Annotated in this window: 14 protein-coding genes; 9 read left to right on the top strand and 5 right to left on the bottom strand. The window is 35.6% G+C overall.

What is annotated here, in order from left to right; genetic code table 11:
* Nucleotides 1-20: 20 nt before the first annotated feature.
* The gene (locus Q1K34_RS02835) at nt 21-5,291 is read right to left on the bottom strand and encodes a gliding motility-associated C-terminal domain-containing protein (protein ID WP_300434216.1); all 5,271 of its coding nucleotides are present in this window, start codon (nt 5,289-5,291) and stop codon (nt 21-23) included.
* A gap of 178 nt (nt 5,292-5,469) precedes the next feature.
* Here Q1K34_RS02835 and Q1K34_RS02830 point away from each other — a divergent pair, with 178 nt between their 5' ends.
* Genes Q1K34_RS02830 through Q1K34_RS02795 form a run of 8 tightly spaced genes read left to right on the top strand, consistent with a single transcriptional unit; the run spans nt 5,470 to nt 13,430 of the window.
* The gene (locus Q1K34_RS02830) at nt 5,470-6,348 is read left to right on the top strand and encodes a hypothetical protein (RefSeq protein WP_300434205.1); all 879 of its coding nucleotides are present in this window, start codon (nt 5,470-5,472) and stop codon (nt 6,346-6,348) included.
* A gap of 48 nt (nt 6,349-6,396) precedes the next feature.
* On the top strand, nt 6,397-7,749 hold the full coding sequence (murC, locus tag Q1K34_RS02825) for a Mur ligase family protein (protein ID WP_300434196.1): 1,353 nt from the start codon (nt 6,397-6,399) through the stop codon (nt 7,747-7,749).
* Nucleotides 7,750-7,807: 58 nt separating this feature from the next.
* On the top strand, nt 7,808-8,506 hold the full coding sequence (radC, locus tag Q1K34_RS02820; protein ID WP_300434190.1) for a DNA repair protein RadC: 699 nt from the start codon (nt 7,808-7,810) through the stop codon (nt 8,504-8,506).
* Between the two features lie 12 nt (nt 8,507-8,518).
* Complete coding sequence (locus Q1K34_RS02815; protein WP_300434185.1) at nt 8,519-9,808, top strand: polysaccharide deacetylase family protein; 1,290 nt, start codon at nt 8,519-8,521, stop codon at nt 9,806-9,808.
* Entirely contained in the window at nt 9,795-10,484 is a 690-nt protein-coding gene (locus Q1K34_RS02810) for a YjjG family noncanonical pyrimidine nucleotidase (protein WP_300434184.1), read from the top strand. The genes Q1K34_RS02815 and Q1K34_RS02810 overlap by 14 nt, the downstream gene beginning before the upstream one ends.
* Nucleotides 10,485-10,527: 43 nt before the next feature.
* A complete protein-coding gene (locus Q1K34_RS02805) occupies nt 10,528-11,079 on the top strand; it encodes a hypothetical protein (RefSeq protein WP_300434182.1) in 552 nt (183 codons plus the stop codon).
* A 1-nt stretch (nt 11,080) separates the two neighbouring features.
* Complete coding sequence (locus Q1K34_RS02800; protein WP_300434178.1) at nt 11,081-12,490, top strand: DUF5723 family protein; 1,410 nt, start codon at nt 11,081-11,083, stop codon at nt 12,488-12,490.
* A 49-nt stretch (nt 12,491-12,539) separates the two neighbouring features.
* Nucleotides 12,540-13,430: a hypothetical protein gene (locus Q1K34_RS02795; RefSeq protein ID WP_300434171.1), complete on the top strand. Its 891-nt coding sequence runs from the start codon at nt 12,540-12,542 to the stop codon at nt 13,428-13,430.
* On the opposite strand, the gene Q1K34_RS02790 is transcribed toward Q1K34_RS02795, so the two are convergent.
* The 4 genes from Q1K34_RS02790 to Q1K34_RS02775 all read right to left on the bottom strand — a co-directional run bounded on the left by Q1K34_RS02790 (nt 13,427) and on the right by Q1K34_RS02775 (nt 20,206).
* On the bottom strand, nt 13,427-14,701 hold the full coding sequence (locus Q1K34_RS02790; RefSeq protein WP_300434166.1) for a replication-associated recombination protein A: 1,275 nt from the start codon (nt 14,699-14,701) through the stop codon (nt 13,427-13,429). The genes Q1K34_RS02795 and Q1K34_RS02790 overlap by 4 nt on opposite strands.
* Before the next feature lie 52 nt (nt 14,702-14,753).
* Nucleotides 14,754-16,040, bottom strand: coding sequence for an HlyD family efflux transporter periplasmic adaptor subunit (locus Q1K34_RS02785; protein WP_300434154.1), 1,287 nt, complete (start codon nt 16,038-16,040; stop codon nt 14,754-14,756).
* Nucleotides 16,040-18,232: a peptidase domain-containing ABC transporter gene (locus Q1K34_RS02780; RefSeq protein WP_300434149.1), complete on the bottom strand. Its 2,193-nt coding sequence runs from the start codon at nt 18,230-18,232 to the stop codon at nt 16,040-16,042. Before Q1K34_RS02780 ends, Q1K34_RS02785 begins: the two co-directional genes overlap by 1 nt.
* A 408-nt stretch (nt 18,233-18,640) precedes the next feature.
* A complete protein-coding gene (locus Q1K34_RS02775; protein WP_300434145.1) occupies nt 18,641-20,206 on the bottom strand; it encodes a vitamin K epoxide reductase family protein in 1,566 nt (521 codons plus the stop codon).
* A 335-nt stretch (nt 20,207-20,541) separates the two neighbouring features.
* On the opposite strand from Q1K34_RS02775, the gene Q1K34_RS02770 reads away from it, so the two are divergent.
* Nucleotides 20,542-20,715: a hypothetical protein gene (locus Q1K34_RS02770; protein WP_300434142.1), complete on the top strand. Its 174-nt coding sequence runs from the start codon at nt 20,542-20,544 to the stop codon at nt 20,713-20,715.
* Nucleotides 20,716-21,458: the final 743 nt, after the last annotated feature.

The raw sequence follows: 21,458 nt of genomic DNA, 5'->3' as shown, positions 1-21,458 counted from the left end.
CGTTCTCTTGTTTATCCTAATTATCTACTTAAGTATACAGTTCCTCTTGCGGGCTCAGTGGTACCATCGTTAAAGTCTATATAGTAGAAGTAAGCTCCTACCGGTAGAACACCATTTCCTAAAGAACCTTCGGTACTGGTTCCATCCCAGTTTGGGGAATTTCGGTTTCCTTTGTAAACCAAATCACCATTTCTATTACGGATCTCCATAGTGTAATTAGGATATATGTCTTCGATAAATCTTATATCAAATGTGTCATTTAGTCCATCTCCATTAGGCGAAAATCCTTCAGGGATGAAGAAATCACACTCTATACTTACTGAAACTGCCAATCTTATAGAGCTCTCACATCCTGTTTCTGTATCGAATAATGTTGCGTAATAAGTTACTCCATCCTGTAAAGGTGTTCCGCTACTTAGGGCATTGTCTCCATCTTCAGAATCATACCAGGTAATTGTACCTGTTTCATTAATTAAATCTGTAAGATCTGCTACAGTTGGATCATTAAATTCACAGAAAGTTGGATTAGCATCTGAAATTGTTGGAGTTGCTGCATCATTGATATTTACTGTTATTTCAGCAGCTTCAGATTCGCAAGTACCATCATCACCTCGTTGAGTCACATAATAAGTTCCTGCAACTAAAGTATCTTCTTCAGCAACCATCATACTAAGCGCTTCATCTGAATAGTATGTTAGATTAGTTCCTGTTGCTGAAAGATCAGCCACAGTAGCATCGTCTGTTGCGCAGAAGTTGAATGGGTTGCCATCAACTGTTGGTGCATCTGGTGCCTCCTCAACGGTAACCGTAAAGGTTGCGGTATCATCACCACAGTCATTAATCGCCTCTACTGTATAAATTACTTCGTATTCACCAGCTTCGAAATCTGCAGGGTTCATCAATCCATCAGCGATCACCTCGCCATCCAGTGTGAATTCTCCATTATTATCAGCATCTACTGAAATAAAATCGAATAGGTTTTGAACTTCATCGCTCATACAAACGCTAAGATCCATATCTTCTCCTGCAAAAGCAGATTCAGTTACTGTAATGGTAAAGGTAGCAGATGCTTCTCCTTCAGTACATGGAGAATCTTCTGTAAGCGTATATGTGATTTCAAATGAACCTACACCTGCCATTCCTGGGCTGAAAGTACCTTCCTCATAACCTTCGAAGGTTCCGTTTGGATTTGCATCTTCAGGAAGGAAAGAGAATAGGTCTATATCGTCAGCATTTCTACAAATAGGGTCTGGATTAGCAATATCTCCAATTTCAGCAGGAATTGCATCGAAAAGGTTTATCGTTAATTCCACGCTATCTGAACAAGTTCCGTTTGAAATTGTGTAGGTAGTGCTAAACTCATCCTGATCTGCATTTGCATTATAAGCATCAATTATTTCCTGAATAGTTGGAGCAAAAGTTCCATTTCTAGAGACTCCTTCGTCCAATAAATTAAGATAGAAATTTCTAACGGAGGTATTATTTGGAAATAATTCATCAACTTCAGCTCTACATACACTAGTACTATTTGATTCTCCAGCATCTACTGAAGCGTCAATAAATATCGTGAAAGTAGTTGAGTCACTGGTTCCTTCAGTTACACACTCTGTAGAATCATCTACGGTGTAAGTGATTTCATAACCATCTTCATTAGATCCGAGAGAAGAATCGAACATTCCATCCTCTACACCCGTTCCGCTGAAAGTTCCACCAGGAACAGTTTCATCAGTAAAGAAATCTGTTAAGTCGATCATTCCGCTTGCTTCACAAACAGTTTGATCTTCTATATCTCCGGCTTCAGCATCTCTTAGATCATTGATGGTGATAGCAATGCTAATAACGCCATCCCCACACACAGAATCTGAAGGATCGGTATATTCAAAATTGAATGTTTCAGAATCTGAAGTTGGTGAATCTATAAAGTTGGATAATCTGGTAGCTTCAGCAAAGGCTTCATCATTAAAATTATCAGCATCAAAATCTTCAACTCCAGCTTCTTCTACCAGGTTTTGTAAGAATGCAAAACCAGCTGCAGGATCAGAAATTAAATCTCTCGCATCTGTTACACATAAAGTTCTATTGATGCTTGCACTAACAGGCGCATCGATTACAGTAATTGTAAAAGAGGTGTCATCAGAACCAGTCGTACATGGTGTCGTGTCGTCTACCGAATAAGTGATGGTATAAGTGCCTTCACCTATTGATGGATCAAATTCGTTATCTGTAACTCCTTCACCACTAAATGTACCCCCAATGGTAGCATCGGGATCATTATTAGTTAAAGATGTAAGGTCTATAGGATCTTCATCTGAACATACATCCTCAATATTATCAAAGCTTCCGGCATTTGCAGGCCCTTCTTCTATAATTCTCACAGTCAGGTCAGCAGAATCTTCACAACCATCTACATTAATGGTATAGGTAGTTGTAAAGTCGCCTAATCCGTCTTCATCAGCCTGATATTGATCAATGATCTGTTGGATGGTGGGGTTAAATGTACCATTGGTTGGTACACCTTCGTCTAAAAGGCCCAGATAGTATTTTCTAACCTCATCATTTGAAGAGAAAGTTTCCTGTACATCTGTATCACATACCACTCCGGTATTATCGCTTCCTGCGTCACATTCTTCAGAAGTTAGTGTTACTGTAACAGTAGCAGAATCTGTACATTCTCCATCACTAACGGTATAAGTGAAAGTTCCAGCAGTATCAGTCGCAGGATCGAAGGTTCCATCACCCGGGCTCCATGTTCCTCCTTCATCTGGAGTTCCACCTAGGAAATCAAACAGATCCACAGGGTCATCTGTTGGAGCCAGTTCTACGAACCCATCTTCTCCCGCATCAGCATCACCTTCATTTACAGTTATATTAAAAGTAGCAGAATCTGACCCCGTTACGCAACCGGTAGATTCATCCACCGTATAAGTAACAGTATATGTTCCTGCACCTTCTGAAGAAGGGCTGAAAATACCATCAGGATAGCCTTCAAAAGTACCATCGTTATTGGCGTCTTCACTTAAGAATATATATAAATTCTGGTCTTCATCTCCGGTACAGAAAGTCAGGTTTACATCTTCACCAGCATTGGCTGGTTCAGGAGCTACTATACTTACCGTGAGTTCTGTAGAATCTTCACAACCATCTACATTAATGGTATAGGTAGTGGTAAAATCACCTAATCCGTCTTCATCAGCTTGATATTGGTCAATGATCTGTTGGATGGTAGGATTGAAAGTTCCATCAGTTGGAACACCTTCGTCTAAAAGACCTAGATAAAATTTTCTGACCTCATCGTTCGATGGGAAAGTTTCCTGTACATCTGTTTCACATACCACTCCGGTATTGTCGCTTCCTGCTGTAACTCCCGCACATTCTTCATCAACTGTCACTGTGACTGTAGCTGAGTCTTCACAACCAAAAGAATTGCTCACGGTGTAGGTAAAGGTTCCAGGAGTATCAGTGGCAGGATCGAAAGTTCCATCTCCCGGACTCCATGTCCCTCCTTCGTCTGGAGTTCCTCCCAGATAATCAAAAAGTTGAACAGGATCATCTGTAGATTCTAAATTAGCAGTTCCATCTTCCCCCGCATCTGGAGAAGGATTTACAGTAACTGATATTGTAGCCTGATCTTCACAACTTCCATCGGTAACCGTATAAGTTACATCATAAGTTTGAGGAAGATTATCTGAAGCTAAATCGTTTTGATATTGAGCGTATAAATCTTCTAAAGCTGGATCGAAAGTACCGTCAGTATCCCTTCCCTCCAAATATGAAGCAAATTGAGCCTGGAAACTACTGGGGTCTTCAATATCTGAACTACAAACAGTGTCTGATATGTCTTCACCCGCATTTGCGTCATTTACGGTAATTGTAAAAGTAGTAGAGTCAGATCCTGAAGTACAGGGTTCGGAGTTTTCATCTACGGTATAGGTGATTGTGTATTCACCTTCGCCAATTGAAGGGTCGAATTCATTATTTGATACTCCTTCTCCTGTAAAAGTTCCACCTGAAGTAGCATCAGGGTCGTTGTTTTCAAGGCTTGTCAGATCTATGGGTTCATCTTCAGCACAAACTCCGGAAATATCATCAAAAGTTCCTGCATTAGCAGGTTCTTCCTCGATAACTCGAATAGTTAGATCTACAGAGTCCTGACATGAATCTTCTCCAATTGTATAGGTTACTGTAAAATCTCCAAGGCCATCTTCGTCAGCATTATAAGCATCAACGATTTGCGCTATAGTTGGCTCAAAAGTTCCGTCAGTAGGAACTCCATCATCCAGAAGAGACAAATAGAAGTTTTCTACAGCATCCAGACTTGGAAATGTAGCTTCTACATCAGGCTCACAAACCACGCCTGTATTATCTTCTCCAGCATCCGGGCCTTCAATAATTGTTACTACAACTCTGGTTCTTTCACCAGATGCTGTTTCACATGGAGGGAACGGACTGTTTCTATCATTTACAACCTGCGCTGCAAAATAGTCTTCTCCATTAACAAGTTCAACATCATCTGCAAGTGGAGAGTTAGAAGTCTGGCTTCTATACCATCTAATTGCCTGAGTATTTGGTTCGGTTCCTGAAGCCATTAAATCAGCTACAGTTGCTTCTTCGCAATAAGTTTGATTAGCATCAGCGGTTGGTCCTGGCGATTCAAGTGGGTCATAGCCAACTGCAGCTCTTGTGGATGGACATCTGGAACCAGAGCCATCGTCCACCTGGCCTACAAAATAACTATCTCCAGGTGTTAAAGTAGTTCCTGGCGCCAAAGCGACTTCGCCAAATTCTATATCATAAACTTCTAGTTCATAACCTGCATCAGCAGTAAATAAGTCTTCTAATTCCTGAGCGGTAAAACCTGCAGATTCGCACGGAGAAATAGAAAAACTATCTCTGCCTCCAGTTATCTCATTCTGCGGTGTTGGACCTGCATCAACACTTACCTCAACAGGTACTCTAGTACAACTTGAATCTGTGGAATCCCCGAAAAAGTAAGTTGTGGCATTGGTTAGAAGTTCGTCCCTGTCTATAGGATCTGTATCGTTAGTACTGTCAGCAGTTTCATATATTTCAATGTTTGCTGGGGCACTATTTGGATCTCCATCATTTGTACCTTGTTCTAATAAATCCTGAATGGTAGAAAGGTAACAATATGATTGCTGATTGCCATTTGTACCGGCATCCTCATCATTCACGTCGGCACATTGTCCATAAGAGGACGAGCTGCCAACAAATAAAATGAAGGCGAAAAGGAACCAATTAAGTCCTTTCCTCCCTAAAGTAAAATTTTGCATAGGCTAGGTGTTAAAATTCAAAAAATTTGTATTCGGTTAAAACTCATTAAAAAGCTGCACAAATATTAAAATAATTTTTAATATGCCGAGTTAAATTAAGAAACATTAATTAAGATGTTATCTTAAGTTTGCTGAATAACAACTCTTTGGGCGTGCTAAATTTATAAAAAATATATTTATGTTAACAAATTTTAAGTATCTGATCGGCTTTTTTTACCTTTTTTCTGGTATTTCAATGGCGCAAACCAGTTTGAATTCTGCGGAAAAAATGCTCAAAAACGGGGAAATTCAAAAAGCCCGGGAAGTATTTCTACAGTATGAGGATGAGCCAAAATCCATCGAATATTTAGGAGATATTGCCAGTTTTGAAAAAAATTGGGATGAAGCCATTGAATATTACGAAACACTTGTTGAAATGGATTCTGAAAATGCTATGTATAACTTTAAGCTTGGAGGAGCTATGGGTATGAAAGCTTATTATGGTTCTAAATTTCAGGCTGCTTTATTATTGGGAGATATAAAAGAGTATCTAAAAAAAGCTGCCAAGCTCGATCCTACGCATAAAGAAGTCCGTCGGGCATTGGTGGAGCTTTATATGCAGTTGCCTGGTATTATTGGTGGAAGTAAAACAATTGCTGAAAGTTATGCTTCAGATTTGGATAGGTTAAATGAGGTGGATGCATTATTAGCTGACGCTTACATCTATAAAACCCAGGAATACCGGGACCTTGCGAAAAAGAAATATGAGGAGGCGATTCGTACGGCGGCTAATCAGCCTGAACTCCTTTCCAGAAACTATCTAAAATATGAACTAGGAGAAGCAGCTGCCATCTATGAAATACGTTTGAAAGAGGGTAAAAAACTCTTAGAAGAATATATTGAAAATTTTGGATATCAGGATCTTAAGTCACCAGCCTGGGCATATCTTAGACTTGCTCAGATAGAAAGAATCCAAAATAATCAAAAGGAAGCTTTGGCATATATTGAAAAGTCATTAAATATTGATCCGGATTTTGATAAAGCCCTGATCGAGAAGCAAAAAATTCGGAGGCTCTAAGCGAGGTGAAACTTTAGCCAAACCCCTATATTTGCATAAAATTAAGCCATGAAAATTCATTTTATCGCTATTGGTGGCAGTGCCATGCATAGCCTTGCTATTGCATTAAAACAGAAATCCTACGAAATTTCCGGAAGTGACGATGCTATTTTTGAACCTTCTAAATCCCGGTTAAAAAAGTACGATATTTTTCCTGATCACATTGGATGGTCTGAAGATCATATATCTGAAGATCTCGATGCGGTGATCCTTGGAATGCATGCCAAAGAAGATAATCCTGAATTAATTAAAGCCCGGAAACTCGGTCTGAAGATATATTCTTATCCCGAATTTCTTTATGAACAGGCAAAGCATAAGACCCGTGTTGTTATCGGGGGTTCGCATGGAAAAACCAGTATTACTTCTATGATCCTTCATGTAATGAATTATCATGATAAGGAGGTAGATTATATGGTCGGAGCAGCCCTGGCGGGACTGGATAATCCCGTCCATTTAACCGAAGAGAATGATTTTATTGTTATAGAAGGGGATGAGTATTTATCTTCAGCAATTGATCCAAGACCAAAATTTCATCTGTATCAGCCAAATATTGCTCTACTGAGCGGAATTGCATGGGATCATATCAATGTTTTTCCTACCTATGAGAAATATGTAGAACAATTCAAAATATTTATTGATTCTATTGTAAATGGAGGGATTTTAGTGTATAACGAAGAAGATTCCGCTGTAAAAAAGCTTGCAGAAAATACTGAAAACCCTATCAGAAAGCATCCTTATCAAACCCCGGAATATCATTTGGAGGAAAATCATACCATTTTAGATGTTCCTGAGGGAGAATTACCTTTAGAAATTTTCGGGAAGCACAACCTGAATAATCTGGCCGGTGCGAAGTGGATATGTCAGCATATGGGAGTAGATGAAGATGATTTTTATGAAGCGATCGCTACTTTTAAAGGAGCTTCAAAACGCCTGGAAAAAGTTGCTGAAACATCTTCTTCAGTCATATTTAAGGATTTTGCTCATAGTCCTTCAAAGGTTTCTGCGACGACGGCTGCGGTGAAAGAACAATATTCAAATAAGAAATTGATTGCCTGTCTGGAATTGTATACCTACAGCAGTTTGAATGCTGAATTTCTTAAAGAGTATAAAAACAGTCTTGAAAAAGCAGACGTGGCGCTGGTTTTTTATTCTCCAGATGCAGTAGCCATCAAAAAATTAGAAGCTGTAAGTGAAGAGCAGATAAAAGAAGCATTTCAGAAGGAAAACCTGAAGGTTTTTACCACTTCAGAAGAATTTAAAGCAGAGTTGGCTGATATCGACCTGAACAATGCTGTATTATTACTGATGAGTAGCGGAAATTATGGCGGACTGGAAATGGAAGAATTAAAGAAAATGATCTAAATTTTCAGCTGAATAATTATTATCACAATCTTATTTCATTGTGTATCTTTAATTTAAGATGAACGATGAAAAAATAAACCTTAGCATAAAAAAATGGGCTGAAGACGATCGGCCCAGGGAAAAACTGCTTCAGAAGGGGAAGTTGAGTCTAAGCGATTCTGAATTAATCGCGATTTTAATAGGTTCTGGAAGCAGAAACGAAACCGCTGTAGAATTATCTAAACGAATTCTTTCTTCTACTAAAAATAATATTAGCGAATTAGGAAAATTATCGGTAAATCAGTTATGCAAATTTAAAGGGATTGGGCCTGCAAAAGCGGTTTCTATTGTCGCAGCCCTTGAATTGGGGAGGAGAAGAAGACTTGAAGAAGCGCTGGAGCAAAAGAAAATTTCCTCCAGTCATTCGGTGTTTGAAATTATGCAGCCTGTAATTGGGGAACTTCCGCATGAAGAATTCTGGATTATTTATTTGAATAATAGCAATAAGGTTATTGAGCAGTTTCAAATTAGTAAGGGTGGTATCACCGGAACTTTAGTTGATGTGAGAATTACATTGAAAAAAGCTTTGGAGGTTGGGGCTGTTTCAATAATTTTGGTGCACAATCATCCTTCCGGAAATTTAAAGGCCAGTGAAGCAGATAAGCAACTTACCAAAAAATTAAAACTAGCAGCAGAGAGCCTGGATATCAAAATTCTTGACCATCTTATTGTAACCGAAAAATCTTACCTTAGCTTTGCCGATGAAGGTATGCTCTAAGACAGCTTTTTAATGTTATTGATTTACACTCAGAAAGTCACTCCAAGAATTATATATGTGTTTAAGCACATTTGTACTCACATTCTGGGGATCCCAATAAAATTCACTTCAAAAATTGAAGAATTTATTGCTCATGATGGGGCAAAACTTTCCTATGGAAAACAGGCTTTAGGAAATGAATTTTTTATTCAAAAGGTAGAGCTTTTGATGGAACAGGGCTTTTCTGAACTGGAAATAAAAGTACAGCCCTGGGACGATACGGTATGTTTCTTTCCTTTGCCGGATGCCAGCGGTTTACCCTTCGACATTTTTGCGGCTTCTTTTTATTTGCTTAGCCGCTATGAAGAATATCTTCCCCATGTTAAAGATGAAGAGGGAAGATTTCCTGCAGCAGAAAGTCTAGCTTACCAGGAAAGTTTTCTGCATAAACCCGTAGTGGACATCTGGGCTTTCAAATTCAGGGAAATATTAATTGAACGATTTCCCGATCTTGATTTCACAGATAGAAAATTTAAGGTTGGTACCATCATAGAATCCAACCATACGTATATATTTAGGAATAAAGGTTTCTTACGCAGCTTTATAGGCCTATGGTTTGATGCATTTAAACTTAACTTCGGAAAGGTAGTGGATAGGCTTCAGGTTTGGGTAAGATTAAAAGATGATCCTCATGATATTTTTGAAGATCTCATAGATTTGATAAAAGAGCACAAGCTTTATATGCTTTTTATGTTCCAGCTAAGTGATTTTTCTATTTATGATCGCAATATTAGCCATAACCGGATACCTCACAGGGCGGTTATTAAATCTGTGGCAGATTATGCTAAAGTGGGATTGCTCATGGGTTATTATGCTATGGAAGAGGTGAAAAGTCTTCGAAAAGAAAAATTGAGGTTAGAAGAAATTATTCATAGTCCTGTGGAACATGCCATGAATTCACAATACAATTTAAGGCTCCCGGACCAGTATAATAATCTTGCCGAATTGGAAATTAATAACGACCATTCTATGGGATATTCTGAAAATCCCGGTTTTCGCGCGGGCACCTGTACTCCTTATCTTTTTTATGATATAAATATGGAAGTAACTACACCTTTACGGGTTCATCCATATGTTTTTCACTCCAATGCAGCGGGAGAAATGTCTAAAACAAAAGTAAAGGAAGAGATTTCCAGGATGCTCCTTGAGGTGAAGGAAGTTCGGGGAATGTTCCGGGCTGTTTTCAGCAATCATGACTTTTCAGATTATGCCGATAATAAATTTTACTATTCTCTGTTAAAAACAATACATGAAATTGAATAATATTAAACACGTGTTCTTTGATCTTGACCATACGCTATGGGATTTTGATCGTAATTCTGCCCTGGCTTTTAAAGAGGTCTTTGAACAGCAAAAGATTAAATTGAGTGTAGATGAGTTCCTGGAAGTCTATATGCCCATCAACTTCAAATATTGGGAGCTTTACCGGAATAATTCGGTGACAAAAGAAGCTTTGCGTTATGGCCGGTTAAAGGACAGTTTTGATAGTCTGAAGTTTGAAACCCAGGATGACACTATTAATTTAATCGCTAATAATTATATAGAATATCTTCCCAATAACAATCATTTATTAGAAGGGAGTATCGAGATCCTGGACCATTTGAAAAAGGATTATAAATTACATATTATCACGAATGGTTTTGAGGAAGTACAACAAAAAAAAATGCATAATTCAGCTATTCTTGAATATTTTGATACGATTACTACTTCTGAAGATGCCGGTGTAAAAAAGCCACATCCTCTCATTTTCGAAAAAGCAATTCAAAAAAGCGGCGCTGAACGGTCTAATTCGGTAATGATCGGGGATAATCTAGAAGCAGATATTATAGGTGCCCACCAGTTCGGTTTACACGTTATTCATCTTGATATTCATGGGCAATCTGCTCATAATCAATATCCTCAAATTCAAAAGTTAAAAGAACTCTTAAATTATTTATAATAATAAAGAATAGGTATTTTCGTTTCCAAAGAAAGCCTTGTTCGTGTCTTGTTTTAAACTATTTAGAATACCTGCTTTATTAGGTGCCTTCGGCCTGCTTCTAACATCCTGTTTTAAGGATGTAGATTTTGAGCAGGCGCAGGATATCCAGTTAACCCCCGATCTTGAAGCAGACCTGTTGTTCTATAAACTAAATGAGATAGACTTTTTCGATTCAGAGACAAATGCTTTTACACCCATAATCCGTGATACGGTAAGACTGGAATTTTTAGATGACGATTATATCCAGGATGGCCTTATGTATGCTGAATTTAGGTTCAAGCACGAAAATAAATTTCCTTACCTGATAAAAAGTAGGATTAGGTTTTTATCGGAAAATGATAGGACACAATTTTCTGTGAACTATGATATACCTCCTGGTTCCATAGATTCAATAGCCGTTGTTGATACACTTCATGTAATGGAGACTAACGAGATCGGAAAAGTTAGGAGATCCATAAAAATGCTTGTGGAATTGGAATTGATAGATGACGGAAAAGATATTGAGGGAGAATTAGAATTTTCATCAAAAGGGCTTTTCAAGTTTGAATTTTAATATGCGGAAGATTGTTCTAATCTTATTCCTGTTTTCCTCGTTGTTAAGTTTTGGTCAAAATAAACCATTGCTTTACAATGTAGATGATTTACCGCAATCCCTCATGCAAAATCCTGGGGCAAGAATAGATTTTACCCGGCATATTGGTGTTCCTTTTTTTTCGCAGATACATTTATTTGCCGGCTCAACCGGTGTTACTGCTCATGATATTTTTTCAGATGAAGATCCTAACGTGAATGCAAGAGTTCGTAATGTGATGAATTCAATTACCGCAGGGGATTACTTCTCTATTAATGAACAACTGGAAATCCTTTCACTGGGTTGGAAGATGGGTGCAAAAGGCTATTTCTCAACAGGTATTTATCAGGAATTGGACGTTTTCGCCTATTTTCCAAAGGATCCTGCTGTGCTCGCATTTGAAGGGAATGCAGATTATATCAATCAGGATTTTGAATTTTCAGATGTAAATTTCACCGGTGAAATTTTAACCGTTTATCATGCGGGTTTTAATTATAAAGTTGATAGAAAATTAACTGTTGGGGGAAGATTTAAATTATATTCTGGGATATTCAATGCTGAAAGTACTAGCAATGAAGGTATCTTTAGAACAGTACAAACTCCCGGTGGTCCCAACTTTTACAGGCATGAAGTTTCGGGGGTAGATGTGGTTGTGAACACCTCTGGGTACGCCTCTTTGAAAAATGAGGCAAATATGACCGTAGATGAAGCAGTTGCCGAACTTTTAAGCCGTTCCTTCTTTGGTCAGAATATTGGATTAGGGCTGGATCTTGGATTTAATTACCGGGTAACAGATCAATTTTCCGTAAATGCTTCCATAAGAGATCTAGGGCTTATGTTTCATCAAAAAGATGTGGAGAATTACAATTATTTTGGTTCTTTTCAAACCACTGGATTGGAGCCACTTTTTCCTGAACTTGATGAGAACGAAAGTGCCATTCCCTACTGGGATGTATTTGAAGAGAGACTTGATGTGAACCTTCAGGATGAAACTACAGAGAATATCTATACAACCTGGCGGCCCTTAAAATTTAATGCATCTTTCCAATTCGGAACAGGTAAATCTATACTGCCGTGTGACTATTTAATAAGTAAAAGGCCAAGGTTTATGAATTTATTTGGAATGCTGGTTTCGGGAGTGAATCGTCCAAAAGGACTTACTTATGGAGTAACCGCTTACTGGGATAGAAAAGTGAACGATAATATGAGGTTTCGCCTGGCTTACGGGGTAGATGAATATTCTTTAACCAAACTTGGAGCAATGGTTACTTCCCGATTTAAAAATTTTAATATTTATCTTGCAGCTAATGATATTATTGGATATACTAATTTAGCAAAGGCCAATAGTGCCTCCTTACAATTAGGTTTTCAATTTGTTTTTAAAGACCTGTAAAAAGATAGGTTGGATTTTATCCAGCACCTAACCTCAAAAAATAGAAATAATGAAAAAAATATTGACCAGTATATTTATCTTACTGTTGGCGATTAAAGTTTCCGGTCAGGATATCAATAATTATAAATATGTTATAATTCCCGAAACTTTTCAGTTCACCGAGGAGGTGGATAAATACAGGTTGAATTCTTTAACGAAGTTCCTTTTTGAACAAAATGGATTCAATACTGTCATGAAAACAGAAAATAAACCTTCAGATCTGGATACAGATCGCTGTCTTGGTTTGCAAACGAAACTTGAGGATAATTCCGGACTTTTTGTAACTAAACTGGTTTTAAAACTTCTGGATTGTAATGATAGGGTAATATTCGAATCTAAAGAGGGCAGGAGCCGGGAAAAAGATTTTAAGAATGCCTACCAAGAAGCATTGCGGGATGCATTTAGTTCTATCGAAGAGCTGGAATATAAGTATGTTAAATCTGCTGAACAAGAAAAAACCCCGGAAGTGGAAGTAGTTGCTGTGCCTGCTATCGCTGCGGCGGAACCATCAAAAGATGTAGAAGTTGATGCAGAAGAAGAAGAAGAAGAAGAAGAAGAAGAAGAAGAAGAAGAAGAATCAGTAGCAGATGAAAATGAGATATTAGAAGACACTGCACCAGTTGCCAGGGCAGAGCGTAAGATTAAGACCGGTTCAGAATTTCTTTTTTCAGGAAAATCTTATAATCTTAAAAAGACCAATCAGGGCTTAGGTTTATATCAGGAAGATTCTTCAGAGCCTATTGCAATTTTAATAGAAACAAACGGAGGGGAAAGCTATATTTATAATTCGCTTACCAATCAGGGAGTCGCTTATTTTGATGTTACAGGAAACCTTATCGTAGAATACCTGGACAGGCAAAAGAATGAGAAAATTTCTTTAACCTATAAGCTCAAAAACTAGTAACCATATTTTTTCTGCCATCTTTTTCGTAAAAACTCACGTTGTGCATTTTCACGCTGATTGTTTCCGGGCTTGTAGAGTGTTGTATTGCTTATTTCTTCTGGCATAAATTCAGCAGCAACAAAATTGCCTTCGTGGTTATGCGCATACTTATAATCTTTTCCGTAGCCGATATCTTTCATGAGTTTGGTAGGAGCATTTCTTATGGCTAAGGGAACAGAAAGGTTGCCAGTTTTCTTAACCAGGCTCTGAGCTTCATTAATTGCCATATAAGCGGCATTGCTTTTAGGTGAAGTCGCAAGGTATGTCACACACTGGCTAAGGATGATCCTCGCTTCAGGATATCCTATTGTGTTCACCGCCTGAAAAGAATTGTTCGCGATCACTAAAGCTGTTGGGTTAGCATTTCCAATATCTTCACTAGCAAGAATCAATAATCTACGCGCGATGAATTTCACGTCTTCACCGCCCTCGATCATTCTCGCAAGCCAATACACAGCTGCATTTGGGTCACTACCTCTTATAGATTTTATAAAAGCTGAAATAATATCGTAATGCTGCTCGCCAGTCTTATCGTAGAGCACCGTATTTTGCTGAACTTTAGAAAGTACAAGATCGTTAGTGATCTCTACATTTTTTTCAGCAGAAGTTACCAGGAGCTCAAAGATATTCAGCAGTTTTCTCGCGTCGCCCCCGCTAAGTCTTAAAAGTGCTTCGGTTTCTTTTAAACTGACATTTTTGGCTGCGATTACCTTATCTTCTTTAATGGCTCTATTCAGTAAAGCCACCAGGTCATCTTTAGAAAATGGTTTTAAAATATATACCTGGCAACGGGATAACAATGCTGAGATTACCTCAAAGCTGGGATTTTCTGTGGTTGCGCCAATTAAGGTGACCCAACCTTTTTCTACAGCTCCCAAAAGTGAATCCTGCTGGGACTTACTAAAACGATGAATCTCGTCTATAAACAGGATAGGACTTTTTGTCGTAAATAAGCCTTCACTCTTTTTTGCTTTTTCAATAACCTCCCGAACATCTTTCACTCCACTGCTAATAGCGCTAAGAGTAAAAAAGGGTCTGCCAGATTCTGTAGCTATGATATTGGCTAAGGTTGTTTTGCCAACGCCGGGTGGCCCCCAAAAGATCATGGAAGGAATAATTCCCTGTTTTATCTGTTGTTTGAGTGCTCCATCTTTGCCAATAAGATGTTGCTGACTTAAATAATCTTCAAGTGTTTTTGGGCGCAGTCTTTCGGCGAGAGGTTGATTCATATTTAAAAGAAATGACAGGCTATACAATTGCTGTTTAAAAAAAATTAAAGATTTAATTGGTGAAAATACCCCTAACTTGGTAAAAAAATCGTTCAATCAAACGTAGATCTTCTGTAACTATTTCTGCAGTACCGGTCATTTCGTTTTTAAAAGGTATTTCTATATTATACGATGAAACAAGGGATTTTTCCAATGGTACATTTACAATATAACTGCCTTCACTATTAGGAATAGCAGATATGTTTTTTACTTTTCCTTCAAGTACTCCATATTCTGTTTCAGGGTAGTTTAGTAGTTTAATATTAACTTCTTGACCGGACTTTATTTTTCCACTATTTTGAATCGGGGCTTTAATCCTAGCTAAATAATTCTCAATTTTGTTTGGGACAATAGTAAATAGCAAATCTCCCTTGCTAACTGTTTGATTTTCATTCCAAATGCTCATGAAGTTTACTTCTCCCTCTATGTCAGATTTTAAAAGGTATAGTTGTTCCCAATCTTTAATTGTTTTTTTTAATTGGTTGAGAGATTGAATAACGTTTTTAAATAATCGTGTTTCGACCATCTGATTATTAATCACATTTTCTTTTTCAGTATGATAAGCATCATTAAGTGTTTGTTTAAGCTGTGAAATAGAAATGTCAATATTCTTTAAATTTCTCTTGTTTTCCAGAAAACCTAGCTGTTTTGATTCATATTCCTGAAGGGAAATAACTCCTTTTTCATATAATTTTTTATGTCGTTTTAATTCATTTTCCGAAAATTGAAAAGTCTCATGTGTTATCGCCTTTTGGTTTTCAAGATTGGTGAGTCTTAACTTTAATTCTGAAGCTGATAATTGATTGGCGGCAATTTTATTTTTATAAGGATCTAATGTTTCGTTCAGTAAATAATCAATGTATTCTTTTTCGAAAATAGAATATGCATAAGCGACTTCACCCAATTCCAATATTGGCAATTGCTCAACAGGTAAATTTATTCTACCACCGTTCAGATTTAAAGAATCAATGATTTTTTTTAAAAAAATAATATCCTTCAAATTTGCTGGATTTTCAATCATGGCCATAATCTGTCCTTGAACAACCTTTTGCTTGTCAACAACCAATATTGTATCCATTTTCCCTGAAACCCGTGCAAATTCGCGTTGTGGAGGTGTTTTTGAGGTAATAACGGCTTCGGCACTTATAATATCAGGATATTTTATTAACCAGGCGAGTATGAAAAATAATATGATTAATATCAAAACTATTGTATTTCCCCACTGGATCATCCAATGAGGAACTTTGGTGAGAATATCTTGTACTTCCTCACTCCTTAACTGTTGTCGGCTCTGTGGCATTATTTTCCTAGTTCCAATTGATTTTTAACGAGTTTGAAATAATTTCCTCTAAGAGCTGTTAATTCTTTATGTGTCCCATTTTCTATAATCTTACCATCATCCAAAACTACAATCTGATCGGCATTTTTAACGGTACTTAAACGGTGAGCAATTATAATTACTGTTTTATTTTCAAAAAATCTATTAAGATTTTCCATAATTGTTCTTTCATTATTGGCATCTAAAGCAGAGGTAGCTTCATCAAAAAATAAAAAATTAGGATTTTTATAAACTGCTCTGGCTATTAACAAACGCTGTTTTTGTCCGGTACTAAGTCCTGTCCCTTCCAAGCCAATTTTTGTATTGTACCTCAAAGGAAGAGATTCGATATATGATGTGATATTTGCTACCTTAGTAGCGTGTTCAAGCCGTTCGTAATTTATATAGTCCTCTCCTACGGCTATATTGTGAGCAATAGTGTTATTAAAAATATATCCTTCTTGCATGACGACTCCACAATGTTTCCGCCATACCTTGTTGGAGACTATTTCTAAATCAGTATTTCCTATTAAAATTTTGCCTTCATTAGGCTTATAGAAGTTCAATAAAAGTTTCATTAAAGTAGTCTTGCCACTACCACTTGCTCCAACAATAGCAGTTATTTTTTTAGCTGGTATTTCTAGATTTAAGTTTTTTATAACCAAATCTTTATTACCTATATAACGAAAGCTTACATCCTCTAATTTTATATTTTTAGTGATATCTAGTTTACCTATTTTCTTAGCGTCAATAGGATCTTCATCTTCCTTATTATGAATCTCACCCAAACGCTCCAAAGAAATTCTGGCATCTTGTAACTGCCTTACAAAAGTTATAAATTGTTGAATTGGAGAATTAAGTTGTCCAACTATATAAGATATCGCTAACATCATACCAAGAGTGATATTTCCATCAATCACCAATTTTGCGGAAAGGATAGTTATAATAATATTTTTTAACTCGTTAATTAAAGATGACCCTACGCTTTGATATTGTTCCAGAGCTAAATTTTTTATAGAAATATTAAAAAGCCTAGCTTGAACATGTTCCCAATTCCACCGCATTTGTTTTTCGGCATTATGCAATTTTATCTCCTGCATTCCGTTAATTAATTCAATAACTTTGCTTTGTTCTGCACTTACCTGAGAAAATCTTTTATAATCGAGTTCTCGTCTTTTCTTGAGAAATAGTAAAATCCAGACAAAATAGAGGATACTCCCCAACAAAAAAATAAAAAATATTAACCAACTGTAGTATGCCAAGACAATACTAAAAACCAAAAAATTCATTGTAGAAAATAATACTGTAAGTGACGAAGTAGTAAGAATGCTCTCAATTCTTTTGTGGTCATTAATGCGTTGCATAATATCACCGGTCATTTTAGTATCGAAGAAAGCAATTGGTAAATTCATCAATTTAATAAAAAAGTCTGAGATCAATGAAATGTTGATACGTGTACTCAAGTGCAAAAGAATCCAGCTTCTAATAACTTCTATGGCACTCCGTCCTATAAAAAGCGCTATTTGTGCAAAAAGTATTAGATATACAAAATCAATATCCTGGTTTTTAATACCAACATCTACTACACTCTGTGTTAAAAAAGGAACAACTACTTGTAATAGACTGCCAGCGAGCAACCCAATGATTAATTGCGTTATAAATTTTTTGTATCTAAAAACATACTGAAATAAAAACCCAAAACCATAATCAATATCTTCTTTGTCTGTTTTATAATTTTCAAATTTTGGAGTGGGCTCCAATAATAATGCGATACCTTCAGAATCTTCAGTATTGGCATTTTTACCTATCCAAGTATCTATAAATTCTTGCTCCGAATAACTAATCAAGCCATAGCTTGGATCTGAAATGTAATAAGTTCCTTTTTTTATTTTATAAAGAACTACGAAGTGATCGTTATTCCAATGCAGAATACACGGTAATGTAGCTTCATTAAGAGTTGAAGTGGAAAGTTTGACTCCCAGAGTACGAAAACCAATCTTTTCTGAAGTATCGCTCAATGATAATAAAGAACTTCCTTCCCTAGTTGTCTCACTTAACCGTCTAAGCTCTGGCAAAGAAATTGTTTTACCGTAGTATTTTGCAACTATTTTTAGACAAGTAGGGCCGCAGTCCTTTGCATCTGGTTGTTTATAAAATGGGAAATTTTTAAGCAAAAGTTGAGAAGATTGGGATATATTTAGAAAGGCAAATTAAGTAAAATATAAAAAACTTTAATGTAAAGATTGAATTATTCTGCAGGTGTACAACTAAAAAAGGATTGAAAATTTTTTTTTCAATCCTTTTTAAATTTATTGTACCATACGTGATATAATACGTCTGGAAATTATTAAATAAACTACATTGGTTCTGGCAAACCACATCCCTCGCAGGCAGGATCTAGATTATTATATGCACCTCCATTGTTGTCATAACACGTCTGGCAGTTACCGCCACCTCTAATAGATTTTTGTTGATTTTTACTTAACACCTCTGCGCTGTTTAAAATTTCATTTAACATAATATAAAGTTTTAAATTTATGATATCTTGAACATTTACGGACAATCAAGATTTTTGTCCTTACTCATGTTGTCTCGGCTAAATCAGGTACATTTTTGCCATCTACTATTGTGGTTATATCATTAATCAGATGCGGCAAATCTTCGTAACTGTAATTTTTTGGGAACATTCTATTTTCAACTATTGTTGCTGGAGTATAATTTAAATCGTTAGATTGAATCCACTCTTTTTGTTGTATCAAAATATTTAAAGTTATTTTATCAAATTTAGGTTCGCCATGTGATGATAACCACTCAACTACATTTCTGTTTTCAAACCAACCCTTATAGCTTTTTATAAATTTTTCATTCCCTTTTTCATGATAAATCTCAATCAATCGAGTGCTGATTTTTGTAGAAGGATGTTCTAAATTATCTACGCGAACACTAAAACGGATTACTAGTTTTATATTTTGTTGATGAGTATTTAATATTTTAAGATAGTTTTCAAAAGCAGTTTTACAAAATCCACAAAGAGGGTTTGTAACTACAGTTATTTGAAATGATGCTTCTGGGTTTCCAAGAGTAATTTCTTTCGGTATTGGTGATATCCGTTCGAAAACTTTTGCCTTTGAAAAGATATGCTGAAAGATTTCTGGATCTCTTTTAAAACGTCTCAAAGAAATATTTTCAGAAAATAATTTTTTTCTTATAATATATTGATTTTTGGCAAATGTGAATGAAAAAGCAACTAAAGAAATAATCAAAATAAATTGAACTGCATCAATGATTAAGAAAATTAGGGGGTAATTTAGTATGGCTATCGAGGTGAAAACAATTAGTAAACCGCTAACAGCCAAACATAGGACACACCATTTTTTTAATATTACTGCTTGATAATAAATTGAATATAATACTATGGGAATGGATGTTAGTAATATAAAATTCAAAAAGGAACTCCATTGAAAAAAAAGCTGGAATAACATTAAACTACTAAAAAAGATAAACGTCAAATCAGACAAGTCTAAATAATCAAAAATTTTAGATCCTTTTGAATTTATAACCTCATTGCAATTTGTCTTCTGATGGATATTACAAATATTATACACCGCTTGGGAATGTTCTCCTATTTTTTCCTTGATTAATAAATAACCAAGATATATGCCCGCACTTGTCATAATCAACAGGAAAATTTCAATAAAAGAAATTCCTTGAAGAAATAACAATCCAAATATTATAGTGGTGATTAGGAAGATCCAGATTATTTTAATTTTTGTTTTTTTCAGTTTTTTTCTTCCTGGTTCTATTGCAATAATTGAATTTTCCCAAATCGCAATAAAAGCATTTTCGGTCAAAGTTTTTTTTTCACCTTTGGCGTTCCTTGTCTTAATTTGTTGTCCTTTCTTAGAAACAAGAACTAATTCCTTAGTATTGCCTTGAATTATTAAACTTAAGAAATGGTCTGGTAAAATTGCCAAAGAATCAGTTGGAATTTTAGCAGCAAGATTTTCAATATTAAAATAGTTAAGTGTTTCGGTTATCGATAAAAAACTTGGATAGTTTGGATGAGTCTGTAACTGAAGTTTTATTACATTTTCGTCAAAATTAGTATAGTTGTTCTTAATTAAAAATTGTTCAAGTAATTGTTCCAAATGTCTTATTTTTTAGTTGTAGGTTATAAATATGTCGATAGAAAAATATTGCAGATCTACCAACTGGATATTCTTAAGATTTTTACAATTATTTACTTTCGAAAAGTAAATAGAATTTTGTAATTCTTGATTAATTTCAATGAATTATTAGGAATTTTATCAAAAATAATTAAATTTAATGTATGTAATATAAAAAAGAAATAATTAGATTAGAGACTATATTTTAAATAAATTCGAAGCTTTTTAATTATTTTTTAAATGAACTAATGCCTTGCTAGTTCTAAAATGTTCAAGGTAAATAATTAATTAAAATTATAAATATGTTAAAAACTATTTTGAGTCGCGTAAACGTATTGGAGCTTTCTTCTGAACAATTAGGCAAAATTAATGGAGGAGCTTCTTCCTGTCCTTCCTATTGTGCAACGGATAGTGATTGTGCTCCATGCACTAACTATCAGTTCGATGCTACAGAGTGGAAATGCTTAGATGGAACTTGTTTTGAAGCTTAATCTATGTTAAACAGGATAGGGTAGTAAAAATAATATCCTATCCTTTTATTTGAGATTTTATTTAATATATTAAAACACCAGTGTGTTTTGGATGTTATAAGGTGAAGATATTTTATAATATTTCAGGAAAAATTTTAAATAAAGTTGCAAGTAGTAGCTAACCTTTGTCTTCAAAATCTAGTGGTATTATTTCAATATCATATAAGTAGATAAATAGCTCGAATCTTTTAAATCATTTTCCTAATTAAAGGACAAAACAAATGAACTATTTAGAATTTACGTTTTATAAATATTTACTAGTAACGAATGAATAGTAAGCAAAAGTGTTGCGGTAAAACTTTGTAACAACTGAATTTTGCAATTCATAAATTTCCTTACCAAAAAATATTTTAGCTATCATGGTAACATCAAGTAAATCATGTCCGGATTTCTACAGTAAAATTGAAGTAGAATTTTATGTGAAAGCAAAAGGGGAAATTTTGATATTTTTATCAGAATACAGTAGCTTTAATTCAATGCAGGTTTAGTAGCGTTATCTTAAGATTCATTCCGTTTGCAAGTTAATTTTTGGCGCTCGGATCAGAATTACCTTCACTAATTTCTTCTGTTCTTACCACAAAATTTAGCGTGTTTTAATAAATTTTCCGGCATAATAAATACCTTAATTTTATTTTCTATCAATTTTTCTAAATCTATTAGTAGAGTCATCTTAATTTAAGTATACTTAAAATTATATATATTCA

This window comes from Christiangramia sp. (assembly GCF_029937855.1).
Classification (GTDB): Bacteria; Bacteroidota; Bacteroidia; order Flavobacteriales; family Flavobacteriaceae; genus Christiangramia.
This window is presented reverse-complemented; position numbering and strand designations above follow the sequence as displayed.